This is a genomic window from Pseudomonas azerbaijanoccidentalis, assembly GCF_019145495.1.
Taxonomy (GTDB): Bacteria; Pseudomonadota; Gammaproteobacteria; order Pseudomonadales; family Pseudomonadaceae; genus Aquipseudomonas; species Aquipseudomonas azerbaijanoccidentalis.
On record NZ_JAHSTU010000008.1, the window covers coordinates 148,392 to 174,118 of the forward strand.

General features: G+C 59.7%; 22 protein-coding genes. 10 read left to right on the forward strand and 12 right to left on the reverse strand.

Annotation, left to right across the window (positions count from 1 at the left end):
- Positions 1–303: 303 nt before the first annotated feature.
- Positions 304–993, reverse strand: coding sequence for an MlaA family lipoprotein (locus tag KVG88_RS23660; RefSeq protein ID WP_150701125.1), 690 nt, complete (start codon positions 991–993; stop codon positions 304–306).
- Between the two features lie 198 nt (positions 994–1,191).
- Between KVG88_RS23660 and pcrP the strand changes: the two genes are divergently transcribed.
- A complete protein-coding gene (gene pcrP / locus KVG88_RS23665; RefSeq protein WP_217872902.1) occupies positions 1,192–1,812 on the forward strand; it encodes an HAD superfamily inactivated hydrolase PcrP in 621 nt (206 codons plus the stop codon).
- Between the two features lie 124 nt (positions 1,813–1,936).
- Positions 1,937–2,200, forward strand: coding sequence for a DUF4404 family protein (locus KVG88_RS23670; RefSeq protein WP_150701123.1), 264 nt, complete (start codon positions 1,937–1,939; stop codon positions 2,198–2,200).
- Between the two features lie 132 nt (positions 2,201–2,332).
- On the opposite strand, the gene queF is transcribed toward KVG88_RS23670, so the two are convergent.
- Together queF and copI are read right to left on the reverse strand one after the other, a co-directional pair.
- Positions 2,333–3,163 carry an NADPH-dependent 7-cyano-7-deazaguanine reductase QueF gene (gene queF, locus KVG88_RS23675; RefSeq protein ID WP_217872903.1) on the reverse strand — a complete coding sequence of 277 codons (831 nt, stop codon included), beginning with the start codon at positions 3,161–3,163 and terminating at the stop codon, positions 2,333–2,335.
- Positions 3,164–3,224: 61 nt separating this feature from the next.
- Positions 3,225–3,761, reverse strand: coding sequence for a copper-resistant cuproprotein CopI (copI, locus tag KVG88_RS23680; RefSeq protein WP_150701121.1), 537 nt, complete (start codon positions 3,759–3,761; stop codon positions 3,225–3,227).
- Positions 3,762–3,915: 154 nt separating this feature from the next.
- On the opposite strand from copI, the gene KVG88_RS23685 reads away from it, so the two are divergent.
- On the forward strand, positions 3,916–4,596 hold the full coding sequence (locus KVG88_RS23685) for a heavy metal response regulator transcription factor (protein ID WP_217872904.1): 681 nt from the start codon (positions 3,916–3,918) through the stop codon (positions 4,594–4,596).
- Positions 4,596–5,945: a heavy metal sensor histidine kinase gene (locus KVG88_RS23690; protein WP_217872905.1), complete on the forward strand. Its 1,350-nt coding sequence runs from the start codon at positions 4,596–4,598 to the stop codon at positions 5,943–5,945. The genes KVG88_RS23685 and KVG88_RS23690 overlap by 1 nt, the downstream gene beginning before the upstream one ends.
- 123 nt (positions 5,946–6,068) lie before the next feature.
- Here the strand turns inward: KVG88_RS23690 and KVG88_RS23695 are convergent, their stop codons facing one another.
- The 3 genes from KVG88_RS23695 to KVG88_RS23705 form a co-directional block, all read right to left on the reverse strand.
- Entirely contained in the window at positions 6,069–7,313 is a 1,245-nt protein-coding gene (locus KVG88_RS23695; protein WP_217872906.1) for a lipoprotein-releasing ABC transporter permease subunit, read from the reverse strand.
- 63 nt (positions 7,314–7,376) lie between these two features.
- Positions 7,377–8,060 carry a lipoprotein-releasing ABC transporter ATP-binding protein LolD gene (gene lolD, locus KVG88_RS23700; RefSeq protein WP_191630442.1) on the reverse strand — a complete coding sequence of 228 codons (684 nt, stop codon included), beginning with the start codon at positions 8,058–8,060 and terminating at the stop codon, positions 7,377–7,379.
- A gap of 7 nt (positions 8,061–8,067) precedes the next feature.
- Positions 8,068–9,318: a lipoprotein-releasing ABC transporter permease subunit gene (locus tag KVG88_RS23705; protein ID WP_150701116.1), complete on the reverse strand. Its 1,251-nt coding sequence runs from the start codon at positions 9,316–9,318 to the stop codon at positions 8,068–8,070.
- A 94-nt stretch (positions 9,319–9,412) separates the two neighbouring features.
- On the opposite strand from KVG88_RS23705, the gene KVG88_RS23710 reads away from it, so the two are divergent.
- Entirely contained in the window at positions 9,413–9,994 is a 582-nt protein-coding gene (locus tag KVG88_RS23710; protein WP_056857029.1) for a PilZ domain-containing protein, read from the forward strand.
- 14 nt (positions 9,995–10,008) lie between these two features.
- Positions 10,009–10,731 (forward strand): glycerophosphodiester phosphodiesterase, encoded by a 723-nt coding sequence (locus tag KVG88_RS23715; RefSeq protein WP_217872907.1) that lies wholly within the window; start codon positions 10,009–10,011, stop codon positions 10,729–10,731.
- Positions 10,732–10,773: 42 nt separating this feature from the next.
- On the opposite strand, the gene sthA is transcribed toward KVG88_RS23715, so the two are convergent.
- From sthA to KVG88_RS23730, 3 genes are all read right to left on the reverse strand, one after another.
- Positions 10,774–12,168, reverse strand: a complete 1,395-nt coding sequence (gene sthA / locus KVG88_RS23720; protein ID WP_053161582.1) for a Si-specific NAD(P)(+) transhydrogenase — start codon at positions 12,166–12,168, stop codon at positions 10,774–10,776.
- A 207-nt stretch (positions 12,169–12,375) separates the two neighbouring features.
- On the reverse strand, positions 12,376–13,356 hold the full coding sequence (locus KVG88_RS23725) for an FAD:protein FMN transferase (protein WP_225934124.1): 981 nt from the start codon (positions 13,354–13,356) through the stop codon (positions 12,376–12,378).
- Between the two features lie 203 nt (positions 13,357–13,559).
- Positions 13,560–15,023, reverse strand: coding sequence for a glyceraldehyde-3-phosphate dehydrogenase (locus KVG88_RS23730; RefSeq protein ID WP_150701113.1), 1,464 nt, complete (start codon positions 15,021–15,023; stop codon positions 13,560–13,562).
- 363 nt (positions 15,024–15,386) lie between these two features.
- On the opposite strand from KVG88_RS23730, the gene mfd reads away from it, so the two are divergent.
- From mfd to KVG88_RS23745, 3 genes are read left to right on the forward strand one after another with little or no spacing between them, the layout of a single operon-like run.
- Positions 15,387–18,836, forward strand: a complete 3,450-nt coding sequence (mfd, locus tag KVG88_RS23735) for a transcription-repair coupling factor (protein WP_217872909.1) — start codon at positions 15,387–15,389, stop codon at positions 18,834–18,836.
- 10 nt (positions 18,837–18,846) lie between these two features.
- Positions 18,847–19,413 (forward strand): CsiV family protein, encoded by a 567-nt coding sequence (locus KVG88_RS23740; RefSeq protein WP_217872910.1) that lies wholly within the window; start codon positions 18,847–18,849, stop codon positions 19,411–19,413.
- 11 nt (positions 19,414–19,424) lie between these two features.
- Positions 19,425–22,118 (forward strand): DEAD/DEAH box helicase, encoded by a 2,694-nt coding sequence (locus tag KVG88_RS23745; protein WP_150701110.1) that lies wholly within the window; start codon positions 19,425–19,427, stop codon positions 22,116–22,118.
- 141 nt (positions 22,119–22,259) lie between these two features.
- On the opposite strand, the gene KVG88_RS23750 is transcribed toward KVG88_RS23745, so the two are convergent.
- The 3 genes from KVG88_RS23750 to KVG88_RS23760 form a co-directional block, all read right to left on the reverse strand.
- Entirely contained in the window at positions 22,260–22,997 is a 738-nt protein-coding gene (locus tag KVG88_RS23750; protein WP_007933168.1) for an S-methyl-5'-thioinosine phosphorylase, read from the reverse strand.
- A gap of 12 nt (positions 22,998–23,009) precedes the next feature.
- The gene (gene nagZ / locus KVG88_RS23755) at positions 23,010–24,008 is read right to left on the reverse strand and encodes a beta-N-acetylhexosaminidase (protein ID WP_191630445.1); all 999 of its coding nucleotides are present in this window, start codon (positions 24,006–24,008) and stop codon (positions 23,010–23,012) included.
- A 170-nt stretch (positions 24,009–24,178) separates the two neighbouring features.
- Positions 24,179–24,886, reverse strand: a complete 708-nt coding sequence (locus KVG88_RS23760; RefSeq protein WP_056857021.1) for a TetR/AcrR family transcriptional regulator — start codon at positions 24,884–24,886, stop codon at positions 24,179–24,181.
- A gap of 229 nt (positions 24,887–25,115) precedes the next feature.
- Here KVG88_RS23760 and lexA point away from each other — a divergent pair, with 229 nt between their 5' ends.
- The gene (gene lexA, locus KVG88_RS23765; protein WP_150701108.1) at positions 25,116–25,724 is read left to right on the forward strand and encodes a transcriptional repressor LexA; all 609 of its coding nucleotides are present in this window, start codon (positions 25,116–25,118) and stop codon (positions 25,722–25,724) included.
- Positions 25,725–25,727: the final 3 nt, after the last annotated feature.

Here is a 25,727-nt window from a genome sequence, read left to right on the forward strand (position 1 = left end):
GGCGTAGGGGCCCGGATTTTCGCCCGGCTCACACTACTGGATTCGCTTTCTAGCCTCTCTGTCGCACTGTTATCGAGCATTTGCCCTACACACATGTACACCAGAGGTGCCCTTCTAAGGCGCAGACGGTACTCCCATCCGCGAGGCGTTTCAAGCTCACGCCGATGGTCGCTTGACATCCATCTGTGTCAAATCACCGGGAGTTATAAGAACCGGCAAAACAGAAACTCAATGTAAGGACCGCCACCCTCGAAAAATGCAGAAGGCGGCCCGATGGCCGCCTTCTTTATTGACCGCTAAAGATTAAAAATCGTCTTCAACCTGGCCGTCTTTCACCTTGAATTCGCGGTTCTGCAGGTAAGCGTTTCGGATGAACGTGTACTTGTCACCGGTGATCAACTTCTCGGACGACAGCAAGTTCGCACGGGTATCGACAATGTTCAGGGCGAAGATCGAGTTACGCACCGGCACATCGTTGATGTAGCGGTACGGGCCGGTGTAACCGTCGACGAATTTCGAAGGTGCATCACGCACGGTGCTTGGCCCCAACAGTGGCAGCATCACGTACGGACCACTGCCGACACCCCAGTAACCGAGCGTTTGGCCGAAGTCTTCGTCGTTACGCTGCAGGCCCATCTTGGTCCCGACGTCGAAGAAGCCCAGCAGGCCGAAGGTGGTGTTGAAGATCAAACGCGCGGTGTCGACACCGGCCGCCGCAGGCTTGGCCTGCAAGATATCGTTGGCGAGGTTGGTGACATCGCCGACGTTGCGGAACATGTTGTGGATGCCGTCTTCAAGGAACTGCGGCGTCACGAATTGATACCCTTGGGCCAATGGCTTCAGGGCATAGGTGTCGAGCACGTCGTTGAATTTGTAGATCGGACGGTTGATGCTTTCCCAAGGATCGTCTTCCGACGCTGCCTGGGCAACGAACGGAACCAGCAACACGCTGGCACACACACATAGCTGAGCGAAATGATTGCTCCAGCGCATATAAAAACTCCTTGGATTGTTCCGTTGCCGGGCGCTGAGCCTGGCGCAAAGACCGATAGTATAAGACGGAAAGGTCGCTTTAGGCAGCATGCCCCCAAGGGCTGATTCGGGATTTGGCTGTTTGTGATCGGTTCACATCCGTGTCACTCAACTGTCATCGCCACCCACTAGCCTCGAGGCTATTTCAGGGACGTTGACATGCCGCACGCCGAAACCAAGCCTCAAACTACGCCAAACCTGACTGCCGTGCTGTTCGGGCTCAGTGGTTGCCTGGTGGATTTCGGCGCTCACACGCGTCTGAACGGCGCTCATTCGGCCGAGCACAGCGAGGCCACCCCGGGCGCTCTCGACAGCCTGCACAGCTTGCAGCGCCAGCAAATACCGTGCGCATGGCTCGATGAACTGCCGCCTGCCGTCAGCCAATCCCTGGCAGTCGCTTTGCCGGAATGGATCAGACCCTCGCAACACCTTGCAACAAACATTCCTTGGCCGGCACCCCATGCGTGCTGGCAAGCCTTGATGGCCCTGAACGTCGCCCGCCTCGATGGCTGCGTATTGGTCAGTGGCGAACCGCGCCTGCTGCAATCGGGACTCAACGCCGGCCTGTGGACCATCGGCCTGGCGTCCTGCGGTTCGCTGTGCGGTTTGTCGCCTGCGCAATGGCAAGCCCTTTCGCCGCAGGAAAGAGACATCAAACGCGGCAAGGCCACCGTGCAGCTGTTCGGCCTGGGCGTGCATTCAGTGATCGATCACCTCGGTGAACTCGACACCTGTCTGGCGGACATCAGCCTGCGCCGGCTCAAAGGTGAAAAGCCCTGATCGCGGCTTCGCACTTATCAAGCATGCAGGTTATGCAGGAGTGGATTAATCTTAAGGTCAGCCATAGACCTTTGGCGTGTCGCTGCGGTCTATGCCAGTGCCAATCGAGAGAAGGAAGAACGCCATGCCTGCCCGCGAACTGCAAGAACAGCTCAATGCCCTGCGCGAGCAATTGGATAAGAATCCTCCGCTGTCCGAACCCGAGCGCGAAGAACTGCACCTACTGATGCAGCAGATCGAACTGGAACTTGATCTCGAAAACAGAACCAAGGACACCAACCTCGCCGATAACGTCAACCTTGCCGTCGAACGCTTCGAACTCGAACACCCTACCCTCGCCGACGCCCTGCGCCGTATTGGCACGGCCCTGCACAGCATGGGAATCTGAACCCGCCAGACACAAAAAGCCCCGCTAGCGATAGCGGGGCTTTTTCATTTACTAGAAAAGGATCGCAGCCTTCGGCAACTCCTACCTGAGAAATGCAGAGTAGGAGCTGCCGAAGGCTGCGATCTTTTGATGTTACTGGCGGACCAGTCGATGGTTCGGCAGCTGTACGTTTTCAGTGCTGCGATACGGGTTGATATCCAACCCGCCACGGCGCACGTAACGTGCATACACGGTCAGCTTTTCCGGTTTCAGCAACCGCTGCAGATCGAGGAAAATCCGCTCCACGCATTGCTCATGGAAGTCCGAGTGTTGGCGGAAGCTGACGATGTATTCCAGCAGGCTGGCGTGATCCAGTGCCGCGCCGCGGTATTCCACCGCCACGCTGCCCCAGTCTGGCTGGCTGGTGACCGGGCAGTTGGACTTGAGCAAATGGCTGTGCACGCTCTCCTCGACAATGCGCGAATCATCGCAACGCAGCAGTTCCGGCCGTGGATGCTCGTAGTTGCTGACGCTGATATCCAGCTCATCGATGCATAAGCCCGGCAAGGCCACGACGCCTTCGTTCTCGACATCCTTGAGGCTGCGAATGCGTACGCCAACCGGTTTGCCGGCGGCGGCCGACAGGTCTTTGACCAGCGTCGCTTCGAGGGTGGCAGTGTCGGCAAACGGCGTCTGGTTCAACGAGTTGAGGTACAGCTTGAACGACTTCGACTCAATGATGTTCGGCGAGTCCGCCGGGATGCTGAACTCGCCAATCGCCACCACCGGCTTGCCCGAAGGCAACAGCCACGACAGCTCGAAGCAATTCCAGAAGTCGACGCCTTTATAAGGCAGGGTTTCAGCCGTCAGGCCCAGCTCTGCCCACTTCGCGGTACGCGGGATCGGGAACAGCAAGGACGGCGTGTAAGTGGCGATGTATTCGCTGGATTTGCCCAGCGGCGAGTGTTCGGCTGCGGGATGCATGGCGGAAACCTGACTGAAGAATCAGCGGATTCTATCAGCCTTTGTGCCCGCCTTTGAGTGCTTACTGACTGACAGTCAATTTGCCAACCATGCCCGCCTGATAATGGCCGGGGATGTTGCAGGCAAATTCAAGGCTGGTGGCCTTGCTGAAGGTCCAGGTCAGTTCCGCCGTTTGACCCGGTTCGACGAGTACGCTGTTAGGGTCATCGTGTTTCATGTCGTGCCCCATTGAACCGTGATCCATACCGGCCATGGCGCCGTGGTCCATTGCCTTCACGCCTGTCGGCGTCAGCATGCCGCTTTGTTGCATCTGCAACATTTCCTGCTGGTGCCGGGCATGCATCGCGGCGTCACCCAGGTTGAATTCGTGCAGCAATTGGCCTTTGTTCACCAGCACGAAACGCACGGTTTCACCGGCCTTGATCTCGATGGCCTTGGGGTTGAACGACATGTCGCCCATCACCACTTCGACACTGCGGCTTGCCTTGGTGGCCGGGGCTGACTGGCCAAAGTCGTAGGTGTGCGCCGGGTCAGCCCATGCAGGCGAGCTCAGCGTGAACAGACACGCGATGGTCACCAGCGATTTGCGCAAAAACATAGTCGTACTCCAACAAGATAAGGTTCAGCCTGTGGAAAACTCTAAACTGCGATCACTGCCCGTAACCTGACAGCCAGATTACAACTTTGTCAGGTTGGCCCGCACCGTCGGCGCCCACGGTATAAAGCGTTCGTTCCATTGCCCCGAGCCGCCCATGAAACTGCTGATCGTCGAAGACCAACCGAAAACCGGCCACTACTTGCGCCAGGGCCTGGCTGAGGCCGGGTTCAACACCGAACTGGTGGCCGACGGCAACACCGGCCAGCAACTGGCATTGAGCGGCGAGTACGCCTTGCTGATCCTCGACGTGATGCTGCCTGGCCGCGATGGCTGGCAGATTCTGCAAGCCGTGCGCAATGCGGGCCTTGATACGCCGGTGCTGTTCCTCACCGCGCGGGACGCGGTGGAAGACCGGGTTCACGGCCTCGAACTGGGCGCCGACGACTATCTGGTCAAGCCATTTGCGTTCTCCGAGCTGCTGGCGAGGGTGCGCAGCCTATTGCGCCGAGGCAGCGCATCGCCCCAGGAAACCAGCCTGCAACTGGCTGACCTGCGCCTGGATCTGATTCGCCGCCGGGTAGAACGCAACGGCCAGCGCATCGATCTGACGGCCAAGGAATTCGCCCTGCTGGAAATGCTCCTGCGTCGCCAGGGCGAAGTCCTGTCCAAATCGTTGATCGCCTCCCAGGTCTGGGACATGAATTTCGACAGCGACACCAATGTCATCGAGGTTGCGATCCGCCGATTGCGCCTGAAGATCGACGACGAGTTCCCCAACAAACTGATCCACACCGTGCGTGGCATGGGTTATGTGCTCGAAGAGCGCCCCGCCTGATGCGCCGATTGTCCTTGAGCAGTCGCCTGGCGTTGCTGTTTGCGGCCTGCACCGCCGTTGTTTCACTGTTTGCCGGGGTGTTGTTCAGCCGCGCCAGCGAGGCGCATTTCATTGAGCTTGATCAGCAACTGCTGGACAGCAAGCTACTGGGCCTGCGGCGGGCATTGCACGATCTTCAATCGAGCGACAGCCAAGTCAAACTCGCCGATGAGTTGAGCCGGCAAGCGGATCTTTCGTTGCGCATCACCGGCAGCGACGGTCGGCGCTGGTACGACAGCTCGCCGCAGCTGCCGGACAAACTCCCGCAAACACCAGGCCTGTCGAAGCTCAACGACGACGGCACCGATTACCGCGTGCTCAACGCACCGCTGCTCGCTGACAAACCCGATTCGCCGCAACTGACGCTGTTGCTGGACATCACCCATCACCAGCATTTCCTGCAACGCATGCAGCACTTGATCTGGCTGACCGTTGGCCTGTCGGCCCTGGCCACTGCCCTGCTCGGTGCCTGGGCGGCGCGCAGCGGGTTGCGCCCATTGCGGCGCATCAGTGCGGTTGCCAGCGGCGTATCAGCACAATCGCTCAATGCGCGCCTGCCGGAAGAAAACATGCCGCCGGAGTTGGCGGAAATGGCCCACAACTTCAACGCCATGCTCGGACGCCTCGACGACTCTTTCCAACGGCTGTCCGCGTTTTCCGCCGACATCGCCCATGAACTGCGCACGCCGCTGTCGAACCTGCTGACCCACACTCAAGTCACCCTCACCCGCCCCCGGCCCATCGAAGACTATCGCGAAGCACTGCACAGCAATCTCGAAGAGCTGCAATGGATGGCGCAACTGGTCAATGACATGCTTTATCTGGCGAAAGCCGATCACGGCTTGTTGATGCCCAAATGCGAGCCGCTACAACTGGCGGAAGAAGCAGACCTTTTGCTGGAGTTCTTTGCGCCGTTGGCGGAAGACGCGCAGGTAAAACTGAGCCGTGACGGCAATGCACGGATCGAGGGTGATCGCAGCATGTTGCGCCGGGCCTTGTCGAACTTACTGGATAACGCGCTTCGGTTTACCCCGGTTGAGGGCTATGTGAGCGTATCCATTCTCGATCAGCCAAAAGGCGTGAGCGTGTCGGTGCAGAACAGCGGCAAGGGCATTTCAGCGGAGTTGTTGCCACGGTTGTTCGATCGGTTTTACCGAGCTGATCCCGCGCGGCAGGAAGGTAGCAGTGAACATGCAGGGTTGGGGTTGGCGATTACTCAGTCGATCATCCGTGCCCATGGCGGGCAGATTCGTTGCGAATCGGCTGAGGGATGGACGCGGTTTGTGATGGAGTTACCCAAGAAGGATTGAGGCCAGCCGCTCCGGCCTCATCGCTAGCAGGCTAGCTCCCACAATGTACGGGTTGAATCTCACCTGTGTGAACAACTCAAAACCCTGTAGGAGCTAGCCTGCTAGCGATTGCGGTCGAGAGGCTTATGAATATCTCAACGCGTGAGCCGGCTCGATCTTCGCCGCCCGCCATGCCGGGTAAACCGTCGCCAGGAAGCTCAAGATAAACCCTGCCGAGCAGATCAACGCCACATCCGCACCCTGCAGCTCAGACGGCAAGTTGCTGACGAAATACACGTCGGAGCTGAAAATGTGCTGCCCGGTGACCCGCTCCACCCAGCCTACCATCTCGCTGACGTTCAGCGCTGCGATCACGCCGAGCACCCCGCCAATCAAGGTGCCGACGATGCCGATCACTGTGCCCTGCACCATGAAGATGGCCATGATCTGCCGTGGCGTGGCGCCGATGGTGCGCAGGATCGCGATGTCCGCGCCCTTGTCGTTCACCACCATGATCAGGGTGGCGATGATGTTAAACGCCGCCACGGCAACGATCATCAGCAACAGCAGGCCGATCATGGTTTTTTCCATTTTCATCGCGCTGAACAGGCTGCCCTGGGTGTGGGTCCAGTCATCCGCCTTGTAAGCCGCGCCGAGCCCGGTGGCGATGTCACTCGACACCTTTGGTGCCGCGTACAAATCCTTCACCGCCAAGCGCACGCTCTGTACCTGGTTCGGTTCCCAGTGTTGCATTTGCGCGGCATCGGCCATGTGGATCAGCGCCATGCTGCCATCGAGCTCGGCACCCACCTTGAACACACCGACCACGTTCAAGCGTTGCATGCGTGGCGTAATACCGCCTGGCGCAGTGCTGACTTCCGGCACGATCAGGGTGATCTTGTCGCCCACGTTCAAGCGGAAGCGGCGCGCCGTGATCTCGCCGATCACCACGCCGAACTCACCCGGTTTCAAGGCATCGAGACGCCCCTGGACGATGTGCTTGGCGACGATCGACACCTGCCCTTCCAGTGCCGGATCAACGCCGCTGACCTGGATCGGCTGCATCGTGCCCTTGTAGGACAGCATGCCTTCCATCTCGGTAAACGGTACGGCCGCGGTCACTTCGGGGTTTTTCATCGCAGCCGCCGCGACAGGCTGCCAGTCATCAATCGGGTTTACACCGACGATGGTCGCATGCGGCACCATGCCGAGGATCCGCGAGCTCATTTCACGCTGGAAGCCGTTCATCACCGACAGCACCACGATCATCGCCAGCACACCCAGGGCGAGGCCGATCATCGAAGTCATCGAGATGAAGGAAACGAAGCGATTGCGGCGCTTGGCGCGGGTATAGCGCGTGCCGATAAAGATCGATAACGGTCTGAACATTCGCTGGGGCACCGTATAAAAATAAAAGACCCGAGGCCTTTTCAGGCCTCGGGTTTCAATCCGTTAGATAGGAGTCAGGCAGCCTTCCTGCAAATGCAGGACGCGGTCCATCTGGCGGGCCAGGTTCATGTCGTGGGTCACCACCAGGAACGCCGTGCGCATTGAGGTGCTGAGTTCCAGCATCAAGTCCTGAATGCCCTGGGCGGTGTGGGAGTCGAGATTGCCGGTCGGCTCGTCGAGCATCACCAGGCCAGGATTGTTCACCAGCGCCCGGGCGATGGCGACACGCTGACGCTCGCCACCGGACAGTTCAGCCGGTTTGTGTTCCAGGCGATGGCCCAGCCCTACCCGCTCCAGCAACGCCGTGGCACGCTGGCGCGCTTCTGGAATCGGCGTCTTGCCGATCAGCAACGGCATGCAGACGTTTTCCAGCGCAGTGAATTCCGGCAGCAAGTGGTGGAACTGGTACACGAAGCCGAGGGCGCGGTTACGCAGCAGGCCACGCTTCTTCTCGCTCAGTGCCGAGAGTTCTTCGCCGTCGAGCCAGACGCTGCCCTGGGTCGGTGTGTCCAGACCGCCCAGCAGGTTGAGCAAGGTACTTTTGCCCGAACCCGATTTGCCGACAATCGCCACACGCTCACCCGGGTGCAACTCCAGTTGAAGACCGGCCAACACTTCCACCGACTCCGGGCCTTCCTCGTAGGATTTGCCCAGGCTGCGGCAGCTCAGGATTGCTTTTTCACTCATGCCCGACTCACTCATAACGTAGCGCCTCCGCAGGCTGGGTGCGCGCAGCACGCCAGGCTGGATACAGGGTGGCGAGGAAACTCAGGACCAACGCCGCAGAACAGACCATCACAACGTCCTGGCTCTGCACTTGCGACGGCAGGTAATCAATGAAGTACACGTCAGCGTTGAGGAATTTGTGCCCGATCAAGCCTTCGAGGGCCGAGATCGCGGCACTGACGTTCAACGCGGCGAAGATGCCGACCACGGCACCGATCGCCGTGCCGACCACGCCAATCACCGTGCCTTGCACCATGAACGTGCGCATGATCGTGCCCGGCGTGGCGCCCAGTGTGCGCAGGATCGCGATGTCGCCCTTCTTGTCGTTCACCACCATCACCAGCGTGGAAATGATGTTGAAGGCGGCGACAGCAACGATCAGCAGCAACAACAGGCCGATCATGGCCTTTTCCATGCGGATCGCCTGATACAGATTGCCGTGGGTGCGCGTCCAGTCGCGGGCGTAGAAATGATCCTCGCCGAGATCCCGGGCAATATTCCACGCCGTACGCGGTGCCTGGAACAGGTCATCGAACTTCAGGCGCAGGCCCTGGACCTGATCGGGTTTCCAGCGATGCAAACGGGCCAGGTCCTGAAGGTTGGTAACACCCAGGTAGCCATCGAGCTCGCCCGCGCCAACGTGGAAGATGCCCACGACGGTAAAGCGCTTCATGCGCGGGAACATCCCGGCCGGCGTCACGGTGACTTCCGGCGCCACGAACGTCAACTTGTCGCCGATCGCCGCACCGAGCTTCGCCGCTGCCTTGTCACCGATCACGATACCGAACTCGCCCGGCACCAGATCGTCGAGTTTGCCCTGCGTCATGAAGTTATCAATGATCGAGACCTGGCGTTCCAGCGCCGGGTCGATGGCATTGAGCAGCACTTTGGAGACTTTGCCGTTATTGGTCAGCAACCCCTGCATTTGCGTAAACGGCGCGACGGCCGTCACCTGCGGGTTCTGCTTGACCTTGGCAGCCAGGCTTTGCCAATCACTGATGGCTTCACCGGATTCGAGGGTGGCGTGGGGCACCATGCCCAGCACGCGGGTGCGCATCTCATGATCGAAGCCATTCATCACCGACAGCACGACGATCATCACGACCACGCCAAGGGCGAGCCCGATCATCGAAGTCAGGGAAATGAATGACACAAAATGATTGCGACGCTTTGCACGGGTGTAACGCGTGCCGATAAATACGAAGAGAGGTCTGAACATGTCGGGGCTTGTTCGGAGGGAAAAGGAACGTCCTTGTGGCGGGGGTTGATAACCAGCTTTACACTCAGACCACCGCCGCTACCATGGGTTCGCCATGTCGACATTAGATGAAGAAGATCGCCGCGAATACTACCGTATCGAGGACACGATCGCACTGGAAATTCGGCCCCTGTCCGCTACCGAAGCCACAGGCCAGGAAGTGTTGCAGGATGCTTCCCCCCTCTTCAACCTGCTCAGTGAATTGCACCTGAGCGAATTCGAGTCGCAGCACCTGTTGCGCCAGATCAATGAGCGCGACCGCAATATTGCCGCATTCTTGAAATCCCAGAACAAACGCATCGATCTGCTGAGCCAGGTCATCGCGCTGACGGTGCTCGGGCAAATTGGCGAACCGCAACCGGTGATCATCTCCGAGGGCGGCATCGACTTTCAGCACCCCACCCCTATCGCCGCCGGCTCACGCCTGTCGGTCAAACTGGTGCTGATGCCGCAGGCCCTGGGTTTGTTGCTGCGCGCGCGGGTCACTCACTGCGACCGAAAGGGCGATGGCTTTGATGTCGGCACCGAGTTCGAGCACCTGACCGACGCCCAGCGGCAACTGTTGGCCCGCCATATCTTGCAGAAGCAGGCCCAGGAACGACGTCTGGCCCGCGAACAACTCGAATCAGGCAATTAATTTAAGGAAGAACCGTGACCCTCATCTACGGCCATCGCGGCGCCAAGGGCGAAGCACCGGAAAATACCCTGACCGGTTTTCAGGAATGTCTCAAGCACGGCGTGCGCCGTTGCGAACTGGACTTGCACCTGTCCAAGGACGGCGAGTTGATGGTCATTCACGACCCGACACTCAAGCGCACCACCGACCGGCGTGGCAAGGTCGCCGAACACACGGCGGCGGAGCTGGTGACTTACGACGCGCGCAAGGGTGGCCCGGGCTGGATCAAGCCTTGCCCGATCCCGACGCTGGAGCAATTGTTCGAGCAATGCGATTTCGAGCACTGGCAACTGGAAGTCAAAAGTGCGTCACGCACCCGCGCCGCAACCACTGTACTGGCGATTCGCGAAATGGCGCAACGGCATGGTTTGCTGGATAAGGTGACGATCACCTCAAGCTCGCGTGAAGTGCTGAAGGCGGCGCTGGACCTGGTGCCGGACGTTTCCCGAGGACTGGTAGCCGAGTACGCCTGGCTCGACCCGCTGAAGGTCGCGCAAAGCTATGGCTGTGAGATTCTGGCGTTGAACTGGACCTTGTGCACACCGGAACGCCTGCAGAAGGCGCAGCGTCAGGGGCTGCATGTGTCGGTGTGGACAGTCAACGAGCCCGCGCTGATGCGCAGACTCGCCGACTTCGGCGTTGACAGCCTGATTACAGACTTTCCCGGTTTGGCCACTGCCACGCTCGAGAATTGCTGAAATCGGTCTCCCCGGCCGGCTCAGGCCACCGGCCGGAGCCCGTCAAAAAAGCCGGTTGAGGCCGTCGTACGCCGCTACCCGATAGGCTTCGGCCATGGTCGGGTAGTTGAACGTGGTGTTGACGAAGTACTTCAGCGTGTTCAATTCGCCCGGCTGGTTCATGATCGCCTGGCCGATGTGCACGATTTCCGACGCCTGATAACCGAAGCAGTGAACGCCCAGCACTTCCAGGGTTTCACGGTGGAACAGGATCTTCAGCATGCCTTGCGGCTCGCCGGCGATCTGCGCACGCGCCATGCTCTTGAAGAACGCCTTGCCCACTTCGTACGGCACCTTGGCCTGGGTCAGCTCTTGCTCGTTCTTGCCGATCGAGCTGATCTCCGGGATGGTGTAGATGCCAGTCGGCACGTCATTGACGAAGCGCCAGCTGCCGTTATCGACGATGCTGCCCGCCGCCGAACGACCCTGGTCGTGTGCGGCGCTGGCCAGGCTAGGCCAGCCGATCACATCACCGGCGCCATAAATGTTCTGGATCCCGGTGCGATAGTTTTCGTCAACTTCGATCTGGCCACGGCCATTGACCTTCACGCCAATGTTTTCCAACCCCAGCTGATCGGTGTTACCGGTACGGCCGTTGCACCAGAGCAAGGCGTCTGCCTTGATCTTCTTGCCGGACTTGAGGTGCAGGATCACGCCGTTGTCCACGCCTTCGACGCGGTCATAATCTTCGTTGTGGCGAACCGTGATGTTGTTGTTGCTGAAGTGGTAGCTCAGCGCCTGGGAAATTTCCGAGTCGAGGAAGCTCAGCAACTGACCACGGTTGTCCACCAATTCAACCAATACACCCAGACCACTGAAGATCGAGGCGTATTCGCAACCGATCACGCCGGCGCCGTAAACGATGAGTTTGCGCGGGGTGTGGCCGAGGCTGAGGATGGTGTCGCTATCGTAGATACGCGGGTGATGGAAATCGATGTCCGCCGGGCGATAAGGGCGCGAACCGGTGGCAATGATGATGTGCTTGGCCACCAGTTTTTCGACCACACCGTTGGCGCAGACTACTTCGATGGTTTGCTCGTCAGCGAAACTGCCGGTGCCGAAGAACACGTCGACGCGGTTACGGGCGTAATATCCGGTGCGCGAGGCGACTTGCTTGGAGATGACTTTCTCGGCGCTTTTCAGAACGTCCGGGAACGAGAACCAGCGCGGCTCACCAATCGCCCGGAACATCGGGTTGGTGTTGAACTGCATGATCTGCCGGACCGAGTGACGCAGTGCCTTGGACGGGATGGTGCCCAAGTGAGTGCAGTTGCCGCCGACCTGGCGACGGCTATCGACCATCGCCACCTTGCGCCCTGCTTTGGCGGCGTTCATTGCCGCGCCTTCTCCCGCCGGGCCGGAACCCAACACCACCACGTCGTAGTTGTAGACAGCCATGCGTACTCCTCAGAACAGGCCGCGGCGCCATCGGCACCTGCGGCTAAATCACGCCGATCTGTGGCGTGAAGGAACAATTTGGGGCCAGTGCAGAACCCGGACACAGTCTATAGAAGCGTCAACGCCGCGCACATTAACCCTTGGTCGCGTCGTAGGCTACTTTTGCCTGCGCTACAACGCCAGTTCTCAATGCTTGAATCGCCACAATCACTCGGTCTTTTTGCCACTGAGGCGCTCAAAAGCATGATTACTGCGTGTGACGAAACCTGTATCGGCACGAATCACAAAAAATGCGCCGACATCGTGTTTTTCTGCGTAGTCCCAGCCGCGCTGCGGGCCGAGAATCAGCAACAACGTGGATAAGCCATCGGCCATCAACGCTGAAGGATGAATGACCGTGACGGACGCCAGCGTGTGTGAGACCGGTGCACCGGTGAGGGCATCGAAGGTGTGGGAAAAACGCCGGCCGCCCTGTTCGAAATAATTACGGTAGTCACCGGACGTGGAAACACCGTAACCGTCGACGGTGATAATGCGTTCGGCCACCTGTTGATCGTCGCGAGGCTCTTCCAGAGCGATGCGCCACGGCGAGCCATCGGGTTTCTTGCCGGACGCCTTGAGCTCACCCGTAGCCTCGGCGAGGTAGTCATGGATGCCCATCGCCTCGAGACTGGCGGCAATCGTGTCCACCGCATAACCGGCAGCGATGCTGTCGAAGTCAACCTCGACGGCGGTGTCCTTGCACAACCGATCGCCCTCGATTCGCAAGTGTTGGTGACCGACACGCTTGCGGGCTTCGGCGAGCGCTTCGGCTGTCGGGATTTTTTCCCCACGAGCCTGCGGACCAAACCCCCAAAGGTTTAGCAATGGCTCCACCGTCAGATCGTAGGAACCATCGCTTTGCACCGCCAGTTGCTCACCCACGCGAACCAATTCGAGGACCGGCGCGGGCATTTTCTGACAGTGATTGGCGGGCAACTGGTTGAAGCGTTCGATGTCCGAGTCGCTGCGGTAGGTCGACATTTGCCGGTCAATGTCGGCGAGGATCTGCTCAACCTTGACGCGAACTTCATCCGGCGCCGGAAGGCCGGCATGGCGCACATACTTGATCGAATAAGTGCTGCCCATGGTCGGGCCGCCGAAGCTTTCCAGCGTGTCGCCGTTGCCGCAGGCGGATAAAACCCCCATCAGCGCCAGAAAAAAAAACTTCCATCCGCTCAAAAACAATCTCACATTTTCTGATGCCCTGATAAAAGATCGCAGCCTTCGGCAGTTCCTACAGGATTGCATACGAATGTACCTTTGTAGGAGCTGCCGAAGGCTGCGATCTTTTGATGTTACAAACAAAAACGCCCCGACCAAAGTCGGGGCGTTTCATGTGCGGCTAAGGCTTAGCGCGGGAAAGCTGGCGGGTTTACACCGGCCATGTCTTCCATCACGCGAACCACCTGGCAGCTGTAACCGAATTCGTTGTCGTACCAAACGTACAGAACAACGCGGTTGTCTTGGGTGATGGTCGCTTCAGCGTCCACAACGCCTGCGTGGCGCGAGCCAACGAAGTCGGTGGAAACCACTTCCTGGGAGCTCACGTAGTCGATCTGCTTGTGCAGATCCGAGTGCATGGCCATCTGACGCAGGTACTCGTTGATCTCTTCGCGAGTGGTGGCCTTTTCCAGGTTCAGGTTCAGGATGGCCATCGACACGTTCGGCGTAGGAACGCGAATCGCGTTACCGGTCAGCTTGCCCTTGAGCACTGGCAGCGCCTTGGCGGCTGCGGTGGCAGCACCGGTTTCGGTGATAACCATGTTCAGCGGCGCGGCGCGGCCACGACGGCTGCCCTTGTGGAAGTTGTCGATCAGGTTCTGGTCGTTGGTGAACGAGTGAACGGTTTCGACGTGGCCGTTGACGATGCCGAACTTGTCGTTGACTGCCTTGAGCACCGGCACGATGGCGTTGGTGGTGCAGGAAGCCGCCGAGATGATCTTGTCGTCTGCGGTGATTTCGCCGTGGTTGATACCGTGCACGATGTTCTTCAGCGCGCCCTTGCCTGGTGCGGTGAGGATCACGCGGGCGGCGCCCGGGCAGGCCAGGTGCTGGCCCAGGCCATCGGCGTCACGCCATACACCGGTGTTGTCGACGATCAGAGCGTTTTCGATGCCGTACTGGGTGTAGTCGACTTCGGCCGGGCTCTTGGCGTAGATCACCTGGATCAGGTTGCCGTTGGCGGTGATGGTGTTGTTGGCTTCATCAATGGTGATGGTGCCATCGAACGGACCATGCACCGAGTCGCGACGCAACAGGCTGGCACGCTTGACCAGGTCGTTCTCGGCGCCCTTGCGGACCACGATGGCGCGCAGTCGCAGGCCGTCGCCACCACCGGTTTTCTCGATCAGGATGCGCGCCAGCAGACGGCCGATACGACCGAAGCCGTACAGGACAACGTCGGTGCCTTTGCGGGCGGAAGCGTTCTGCTGACCAACCACGTCAGCCAGTTCTTCGCGGACGAACTGCTCGGCAGTACGGCCATTGCCTTCGGCCTTGAATTTGGCCGCCAGCTTGCCCAGGTCAACCGAAGCGGCGCCGAGCTTGAGCTCGCTCATCGCTTTGATCAACGGGAATGTTTCGTGGACGGACAGCTCGGAATCGTCGGACTGACGGTGACGAGCAAAGCGGTGAGCTTTGAGAATCGCAATGACTGAACGATTGATCAGGCTGCGGCCATAGATCGAGCTCACCACGTTGTTATTGCGGTAGAGCTGACCGATAAGCGGGATCATCGCTTCTGCGAGTGCTTCACGGTCGATCCATTCACCAAGACACTGGTCGGGCTTCTGAGTCACGGGAACCTTCCACATGTAGGGGCAGAAAAAAGGGGCTACATTATGCCGCCGAGTGACGCGTGTAGCAATGCGCGCCTGTCGTGCGATCCGTAACAATTTCTCGTTCAAAAAAATTACGCCTCGCTAAAGCCCAGTAAAACCGGGGCTTCCAGAAGAGTCAATTTTTTGGAGACATCGCTACCTTATCCGTAACCCTCCGTAACACTCGTTCGTTTTACCACTACATAATCGGCTTTTTCAGGTAAAAAACAGCGGTTTTTTATCTTTACCACTACATTTCGCCAAACCTGCGTAATAGACACAGTCAGCAACTGACAGGCGGCACTCCGGACCGCTACAATTACCGACTTTGTCGCAACGCTTGGAGCTCAACCTTCCGTGCCCGTTCTGCGTCTACCGATTCTCCCTGCCGCGGCAGGTAAACAGCACTGGGGCAACCTGCCCGGTGCCGCCCTGAGCCTGGCCATCGCCGAGGCTGCCAGCGCTGCCAAGCGCTTTACCCTGCTGCTTACAGCCGACAGCCAAAGTGCCGAACGGCTGGAACAGGAGCTGGGTTTCTTCGCCCCGGATTTGCCCGTGCTGCATTTCCCCGACTGGGAAACCCTGCCCTACGACCTGTTCTCGCCGCACCAGGACATCATTTCCCAGCGTATCGCCAGCCTGTATCGGCTACCGGAATTGAGCCATGGCGTGCTGGTGGTGCCGATCACCACCGCCCTGCACCGCCTGGCGCCGACCAAGTTCCTGCTCGGCAGCAGCCTGGTGCTGGATGTCGGACAAAAACTCGACGTCGAGCAAATGCGCACGCGGCTTGAAGCCACTGGCTATCGCTATGTCGACACGGTGTACGAACACGGCGAGTTCACCGTGCGCGGTTCGCTGATCGACTTGTTCCCGATGGGCAGCAAGCTGCCGTACCGCATCGACCTGTTCGACGACGAAATCGAAACCCTGCGCACCTTCGACCCCGAGAACCAGCGCTCCATCGACAAGGTCGATTCGGTCAAGCTGTTGCCGGCCAAGGAATTCCCGTTGCAAAAAGAAGCGGTCACCCGCTTCAAGGCGCGTTTTCGCGAGCGCTTCGACGTCGACTTCCGTCGCTGCCCGATCTTCCAGGACTTGAGCAGCGGGATTACCCCGGCCGGCATCGAGTACTACCTGCCGCTGTTCTTCGAGGAAACCTCGACGCTGTTCGATTACCTGCCCCAGGACACGCAAGTGTTCTCGTTGCCCGGCATCGAACAAGCCGCGGAAAACTTCTGGAATGACGTACGCAATCGCTATGAAGAACGCCGCGTCGACCCGTCCCGTCCTTTATTACCGCCCGCCGAGCTGTTCCTGCCGGTGGAAGACTGCTTCGCGCGCCTGAAAAGCTGGCCACGCGTGGTGGCCAGCCAACAGGATGTAGAAAGCGGCGGCGGTCGCGAGCGCTTCCCGGCGCGTGAGTTGCCCAATCTGGCGATCGAAGCCAAGGCCACCCAACCACTGGCAGCGCTGGCGGACTTCCTCGACCAGTTCCCCGGCCGGGTGCTGTTCACCGCCGAATCCGCAGGCCGTCGCGAAGTACTGCTGGAATTGCTGGAGCGCCTGAAGCTGCGGCCGAAAACCGTCGACAGCTGGCCTGATTTCGTCGCCGGCAAAGAACGCCTGGCGATCACCATCGCACCGCTGGATGAAGGTTTGTTGCTGGATGATCCAGCCTTGGCGCTGGTTGCTGAAAGCCCGCTGTTTGGTCAGCGCGTGATGCAACGCCGTCGCCGCGAAAAACGCGCCGACGCCAACAACGACGCCGTCATCAAGAACCTCACCGAGCTGCGCGAAGGCGCGCCCGTGGTGCACATCGACCACGGTGTCGGTCGCTACCTCGGTCTCGCCACGCTGGAGATCGACAACCAGGCCGCCGAATTTCTCGCCCTGGAGTATGCCGAGGGCGCCAAGCTCTACGTGCCGGTGGCCAACCTGCATCTGATCGCGCGCTACACCGGCAGCGACGACGCCCTGGCCCCGCTGCACCGCCTCGGCTCCGAGACTTGGCAGAAAGCCAAGCGCAAAGCTGCCGAACAGGTGCGTGACGTGGCTGCCGAGTTGCTCGACATCTATGCACGCCGCGCCGCGCGCGAAGGCTATGCCTTTGCCGACCCGAAAGCCGACTACGCCACGTTCAGCGCCGGCTTCCCGTTCGAAGAAACCCCCGACCAGCAGACCACCATCGAAGCCGTGCGCGAAGACATGCTCGCGCCAAAACCGATGGATCGACTGGTGTGCGGCGACGTGGGTTTCGGCAAGACCGAAGTGGCGATGCGCGCGGCGTTCATCGCCGTGCATGGCGGTCGCCAGGTAGCGATTCTGGTGCCGACCACCCTGCTCGCCCAGCAGCACTACAACAGTTTCCGCGACCGCTTCGCCGACTGGCCGGTAACCGTGGAAGTGATGAGCCGCTTCAAGTCGACCAAGGAAGTGAACGCAGCCGTTGCCGACTTGGCGGAAGGCAAGATCGACATCGTCATCGGCACGCACAAGCTGCTGCAGGATGACGTGAAGATCAAAAACCTCGGGCTGGTGATCATCGACGAAGAGCACCGTTTCGGGGTGCGCCAGAAAGAGCAGTTAAAGGCTCTGCGCAGTGAAGTCGACATCCTTACGCTGACCGCCACGCCGATCCCGCGTACGCTGAACATGGCGGTGTCGGGCATGCGCGACCTGTCGATCATCGCCACGCCGCCGGCCCGTCGCCTGTCGGTGCGCACCTTCGTCATGGAGCAGAACAAGAGCACGGTCAAGGAAGCCCTGCTGCGTGAGTTGCTGCGTGGCGGCCAGGTCTATTACCTGCACAACGACGTGAAGACCATCGAGAAATGCGCCGCCGATCTGGCTGAACTGGTCCCGGAAGCGCGGATCGGCATCGGCCACGGGCAGATGCGTGAGCGCGAACTCGAACAGGTGATGAGCGACTTCTATCACAAGCGTTTCAACGTACTGATCGCCTCGACCATCATCGAGACCGGCATCGACGTGCCGAGCGCCAACACCATCATCATCGAGCGCGCCGACAAGTTCGGCCTGGCGCAGCTGCACCAGTTGCGCGGCCGGGTCGGGCGCAGTCACCACCAGGCTTACGCCTACCTGCTGACGCCTCCGCGCCAGCAAATAACCACGGACGCGGAAAAGCGCCTCGAAGCGATTGCCAACACCCAGGACCTCGGCGCGGGCTTCGTGCTCGCCACCAACGACCTGGAAATCCGTGGCGCCGGTGAATTGCTCGGCGATGGCCAGAGCGGCCAGATCCAGGCCGTCGGCTTCACGCTGTACATGGAAATGCTTGAGCGCGCGGTGAAGTCGATCCGCAAGGGCGAACAGCCAAACCTCGATCAGCCTTTGGGCGGTGGCCCGGAAGTCAACTTGCGCGTACCGGCGTTGATTCCCGAAGACTATCTGCCGGACGTTCACGCCAGGCTGATTCTCTACAAGCGCATTGCCTCGGCCACCGATGAGGAAGGCCTCAAGGATTTGCAGGTGGAGATGATCGACCGCTTCGGCTTGCTGCCGGAACCGACCAAGAACCTGATGCGCATCACCGCCCTGAAATTACAGGCCGAGTTGCTGGGCATCAAGAAAGTCGATGGCGGCCCGCAAGGCGGACGCATCGAGTTCGCGGCGCAAACACCGGTGGATCCGCTGACCCTGATCAAACTGATCCAGAGCCAGCCTAAACGCTACAAATTCGAAGGCGCCACGATGTTTAAATTCCAGGTTCCGATGGAGCGCTCGGAAGAGCGCTTTAATACTGTAGAGGCGCTGTTCGAGCGCCTCATTCCGAAAACTGCTTGAAGGACGCCGCATGCGCCTGTTTCGCTCACTGACCTTGTTGATGACGTTGGTCGCCCCATCGGTATTTGCCGATGATCTGTATCAGGTAGAAATGATTCTGGTGCGGCAGAACGCCGTGCCTGCGATTGTCAGCCGTGCCGCACCGGAAGACTGGAATGCCGGCGCGCAGCCCATCAGCCCCGACAGCCTGCGCACGCCAAGCCTGAATGGCGAAGTAGAAAAGCTTACCAGCAGCGCCGACTACACCGTGTTGCTGCACAAAGCCTGGCAACAGACCCTCGGTGAAAATGCCAGCAAAGTGGCGATCAGCGACGGCAAGGAGCAGTATGGTCAGTTCCCGATCGAGGGCACACTGAGCATGAAGCTGGGACGCTTTACCGACGTCGACGCCGATTTCTGGGTCAATCAGTTCGATGCCAATGGCACCGTGACTGCCAGCGAACGCCTGAAACAGGAAAGCCACACCAAAAACGGCCAGTTGAATTTCCTCGACAATGGCCACCTCGGCCTGCTGATCAAGATCACTTCATTGACGGCGCCCGCTCCCCGGGAAGCCCCTGAAGTCGTCCCTGACTGATTGACGCCCCCATGTCAGCGACCCTGAGCAAACCCCTTGCACCTTCCTGGGTCAGCCGATTCAAGGAACAGAGCCTGGAGCGTGGCCGCCGCTACGCACTGGAGAATCGCGTCAGGATCGTCGAGGCCGGCGACGCTACGATCATCGCGGCTTGCGAAGGCTCTGGCGGTAACGTTTACCGTCAGACCATTCGCTTGCGCGAGTCAGCCAAAGGCACCTTGCTGATGGTCGATGCGACTTGTTCCTGCCCGGTTCACAGCAACTGCAAACATTGCGCGGCGGTCCTGTTACAAGTGCAGGAAACCCTCGACTACCCCGCGGCTGCCAAAGACGCCGAACTGCTGGAAAAACTTCAGGCCGTATTGGAGAACCGCAACCCAAAAGCTCCGCCGCAAGTCATGGTGGACAACGTGCAACCGGTGCCGCGCCTGTGGCTGGCGAGCATCGAGTTCAGCGCCTTCGAACCGCGCAACGGGCGAATGCAGCGCTACATTCAACACCGCGCCGCGCTGTCCTTCAGCTATCTGGATGAGTACGTTTCCGGTCAGAAAAACTCTGACATCCTGATTCGACAGGAAACACAGACCTTACGGATAAAACGCCATCCGGAAGTGGAACAATCCTACCGCGAACAGTTGCGCATCCTCGGTTTCAAAATCGCCACCCGGCAAAGCAAAGCCCTGCCGGAAAGCGCCGGCGAGCTGTTCGAGATGGTCAACGACAGCGCCTGGTTGACGTTCACCCTCAACGAACTGCCGAAACTGCGAACCCAAGGCTGGGAGCTGCAGATCAACGAGGACTTCGGCTTCGACCTGACAGCCGTGGACGATTGGTACGCCACAGTCGAGCAAGCGCCGGAGCGCGACTGGTTCGATCTCGAATTGGGCATCATCGTCAACGGCGAGCGGCTGAGCCTGCTGCCGATCCTGTTGAACCTGATGCGCTCGCACACCGAACTGCTCAATCCGGAGCGCCTGGCCCGACGTCGCGACGACGAACTGATCCTGGTGAACATTCCAAACCGACCGAACTCGGAGTACGGCCCCCTGCAAGTGGCCCTGCCCTTCGGCCGTCTGAAACCGGTGCTGGCCACGCTCGGCGAGTTCTATCTGCAAGAGCCCGGTGAAACCACATTGCGCCTGAGCAAGGCCGATGCAACGCGCCTGAATCCACTGGAAGACCTGCCACTGCTCTGGGAGGGTGGCGAGCAGATCCGCACCTTTGCCCAGCGCCTGCGCGATATCAAGGATTACACCGCAACCGCGCCGGAGGGCCTGAACGCAACGCTGCGTCCCTACCAGCTCGAAGGCTTGAGCTGGATGCAGTCGTTACGGCAACTGGAAGTTGGCGGGATCCTCGCGGACGACATGGGCCTGGGTAAAACCCTGCAAACCCTGTCGCATGTGCTCACCGAGAAAATTGCCGGGCGCCTTGACCGCCCGTGCATGGTGGTGATGCCAACCAGCCTGATTCCCAACTGGCTCGACGAAGCGGCGCATTTCACGCCGCAACTCAAGGTATTGGCGCTGTACGGCGCCAGCCGGAAAAAGCACTTCGAACACCTGGCGGATTACGATCTGATCCTGACCACCTACGCGCTGCTGCCCAAGGATGTCGAACGCCTCGCGGCGCAGCCGTTGCACGTACTGGTGCTGGACGAAGCGCAGTACATCAAGAACCCCAACAGCAAGGCCGCCCAGGCCGCCCGCGAACTGAATGCCCGTCAGCGCTTGTGCCTGAGCGGCACGCCCCTGGAAAACCACCTGGGCGAGTTGTGGTCGCTGTTTCACTTTTTGCTGCCGGGCTGGCTCGGCGATGTGAAAAGCTTCAACCGCGATTACCGCGTGCCGATTGAAAAACGCACCAGCGAAGTAAGACTTCAGCACCTCAACGGTCGGATCAAACCCTTCCTTTTGCGCCGGACGAAGGAGCAGGTAGCGACCGAGTTGCCGCCGAAAACCGAAATCATCCACTGGGTCGAACTCAACGAAGCCCAGCGCGACATGTACGAAACCATGCGCCTGGCCATGGACAAGAAAGTCCGCGACGAGATCACCCGCAAAGGCGTGGCTCGCAGCCAGATCATCATTCTTGAAGCGCTGCTGAAGCTGCGCCAGGTGTGCTGTGATTTACGTCTGGTCAACGACGCCACCCTGCCGGTTCGCGGCAGTACATCAGGCAAGCTCGACAGCCTGATGGAAATGCTCGAAGAGTTGTTTGAAGAAGGCCGCAGGATTCTGCTGTTCTCGCAGTTCACTTCGATGTTGGCGCTCATCGAAGACGAACTGAAAAAACGCGGCGTGGCTTACGCCTTGTTGACGGGACAGACTCGCGACCGACGCACCCCCGTGAAGGATTTTCAGAGCGGCAAGCGTCAGATTTTTCTGATCAGCCTGAAAGCAGGTGGTGTTGGCCTGAACCTGACGGAAGCAGACACCGTGATCCACTACGATCCCTGGTGGAACCCGGCGACGGAGAACCAGGCGACTGACCGCGCGTACCGCATCGGTCAAGAGAAGCCGGTGTTCGTCTACAAGCTGATTGCTCGCGGCACGGTGGAAGAGAAAATTCAGCACCTGCAGAAGGAAAAGTCAGATCTGGCAGCCGGCGTGCTGGATGGGCGTCAGGCCGGGGACTGGAAACTGCAGAACGATGATATCGAGGCGCTGTTTGCGCCGTTGCCGGATAAGTTGGAGAAGCGCTGAGATGTGTGGAGCCAGACAAATCGCATCGCGGGCAAGCCACGCTCCCACAGGTTCGGTATTGATCACGAATTCTGTGATCGACTCAAGACCTGTGGGAGCTGGCTTGCCAGCGATAGGGCCAACTCGGTGATGTAGCCTGACTCAGCCCTTGAGCACCCGCGCCAGCGTCGACTTCACTTTGCCCATCCCGTCATGCAGCGCCTGCTCGATCTCGGCCATGGTAATCACCGCCGTCGACTTGCCCGCCGCCGGGTTTACCACCAACGCCAGACAGGCGTAATCCAGCTCCAACTCACGGGCCAACGCCGCTTCCGGCATCCCGGTCATGCCGACGATGTCGCAACCGTCACGCTCCAGACGCGCGATCTCGGCCACGGTTTCCAGGCGCGGGCCTTGTGTGCAGGCATACACGCCATGACTGCTGTAGCCGACGCCTTCAGCTGCCAGTGCCGCGATCAATTGCTGACGCAGCGGTTCGCTATACGGGTAGCTGAAATCGATATGCGTGACCTGCTCCAGGTCATCGGCAAAGTAGGTGTGTTCGCGACCGCTGGTGTAGTCAATCAGCTGATGCGGCACACAGAAATGTCCGGTCCCCATCGCGGCATGAATTCCGCCCACGGCATTGACCGCGAGAATCGCTTCGGCACCGGCCTGCTTCAGCGCCCAGAGATTGGCGCGGTAATTCACCTGATGCGGCGGGAAACGATGCGGATGCCCATGGCGTGCGAGAAAAAGCACTTCCTTGCCGGCGTATTCACCGATCTGCACCTCGGCGGAAGGCGCTCCGTAAGGTGTGTCCACCGCCAGGGATTGGCGGATACTCAGGCCTTCGAGCTGAGTCAGTCCGGTACCACCGATAATCGCGTAAACCGTCATAACGAACAGTCCTTAATCAATCAATTGAGCTTCTTTGAGCGCGCCGACGGCAGTCAGCCAGCGCGGGTCCTGACGGTAATCGGTACTGGCAAACGACTGACCACGCATCCGCGCGATGCGGGCCGAAGGCGTGACCTTCAGGCGTTGCGCAGCGCTCAAGGCCAGCTCAGCGGCGGCACGATCGTTACACACCAGGCCCATGTCGCAGCCCGCCGTCAGCGCGGCTTCGATGCGGCTGGCGGCATCGCCAACCACGTGGGCACCGGCCATGGACAGGTCATCGCTGAAAATCACACCGTCGAACTGCAACTCACCGCGCAGGATGTCCTGCAGCCAACGCCGAGAAAAACCTGCCGGCTGGGAATCAACCTGCGGATAAATAACGTGGGCCGGCATGATCGCCGCCAGTTGCTTGCTCAGCTTGGCGAACGGCACCAGGTCCTTGGCGCGGATCTCTTCGAGGCTGCGCTCGTCATTGGGGATCGCGACGTGCGAATCCGCCTCGGCCCAACCGTGTCCCGGGAAATGCTTGCCGGTGGCGGCCATGCCAGCGCTGTTCATGCCACGAATGAATGCGCCGGCCAGCAAGGCTGCGCGCTCAGGATCACCCTCAAACGAACGGGTGCCGACCACGGCGCTGCGCTGGTAATCGAGATCCAGCACCGGCGCGAAGCTCAGGTCCAGGCCGACTGCAAGCACTTCGGTGGCCATGATCCAGCCGCACTGCTCGGCCAGGTATTCGGCATTCGGGTTATCGGCAACGGCGCGCATCGCGGGCAGGCGCACGAACCCCTGACGCAGCCGCTGAACCCGCCCGCCCTCTTGGTCCACTGCAAGCAGCAAATCGGGGCGAATGGCACGGATCGATGCGCTCAGTTCACGCACCTGACGCGGGTGCTCGATATTACGCGCAAAAATGATCAGGCCACCCACTTCGGGCTGACGCAACAATTGGCGATCTTCAGCCGTCAGCCAGGTACCGGCGACGTCCACCATCAACGAGCCTTGCAGGCCAGCAGTCATAGAGATTCCTTGATAACGATAAACCCGGCTCGCGCCAAATCGCCACCATGGGCAGTGCCCGGCAGATCGGCGACATTGATTGGGAGCGGGTTCAGAACGAGAGTCGGCATGGGCGGCTAGCTTAGCGGATGTAAGCTGCCGCGCCCACCCGTGAGCGGTTAAACCTTGGCGGCAACCGGTGTCGATTTGCTACGTGGACGCAACTGCGCGGTAGCCATGGCCGTGTCGGTGACACCGGACTCGGCTCGCATGCCAGCGGCCAGGAACGGCACCATCAGTCGCATGACTTGCTCGATGGAGGTGTTCACTCCGAAATCGGTCTCGGCAATGGCGCGCAACGCCTTGATACCGGACATGCTGAACGCTGCTGCACCCAACATGAAGTGCACACGCCAGAACAGCTCGATAGGCGGGATACGTGGCGCAGCTTCGTTGACCAGCATCATGTAGCGGCGGAACACCTTGCCGTACATGTCTTCCAGATAACGACGCAAATGCCCCTGGCTCTGACTGAACGCCAGACCCAGCAACCGCATGAAGATGGACAGATCATTGCCGCTGCGTGGCTGGACCACCAGGGCTTGCTCAACGAGGATTTCCAGCAGCTCTTCAAGCGTCGGCTTGTTTTCAGGCTTGGCCTGACGGCGCTCAAGCTCTTTATCAAGGCTGATGCAGAACGGCCCGAGGAATCGCGAGAAGACCGCCTGGATCAGCGCCTTCTTCGAGCCGAAGTGATAGTTCACCGCCGCCAGATTGACACCGGCCTTGCTGGTGATCAGACGCAATGAGGTTTCAGCGAAACCTTTTTCCGCGAACAACTGCTCGGCAGCATCAAGAATGCGTTCAACGGTTTCCGACTGGGCCATGGCTACTCCGCCTGACAAACACTTGTTTGAAACATACGTTTCAGCCTGTGCGTTGTCAAGCCTGGCGGTTCGTTTTGGGAATGGTCGGTCAGACATTTAACCATACAACCGCGCAGCTTCAATCAACAGGCTGATCGACCGTCTGGCAGTCGACAAAAAAAGGGGCATTGCCAAGACCGTTTCACTGTATATAATCCCAGTCACTGTATAAAAAGACAGAGCGATCAATATGCTAAAGCTGACGCCACGCCAAGCCGAGATTCTGGCCTTCATCAAACGCTGCCTGGAAGACAACGGCTACCCGCCGACCCGCGCGGAAATCGCTCAGGAACTGGGTTTCAAGTCGCCCAACGCAGCGGAAGAACACCTCAAGGCGCTGGCTCGCAAAGGCGCCATCGAGATGACTCCCGGTGCCTCCCGCGGAATTCGCATTCCCGGCTTCGAAGCCAAGGCCGATGACTCCACCCTGCCAATCATTGGCCGGGTTGCAGCCGGTGCGCCAATCCTTGCCCAGCAACACGTTGAAGAATCCTGCAACATCAATCCGGCTTTCTTCCACCCTCGCGCTGATTATCTGCTGCGGGTTCATGGCATGAGCATGAAAGACGTGGGCATTTTCGACGGCGACCTGCTGGCAGTCCACACCACCCGCGAAGCCCGTAACGGCCAGATCGTGGTGGCACGGATCGGCGACGAAGTGACCGTCAAGCGCTTCAAGCGAGATGGCAGCAAGGTCTGGCTGATTGCAGAAAACCCAGAGTTTGCCCCTATCGAAGTGAACCTTAAAGATCAGGATCTGGTGATCGAAGGCTTGAGTGTCGGCGTCATTCGCCGCTAAAGG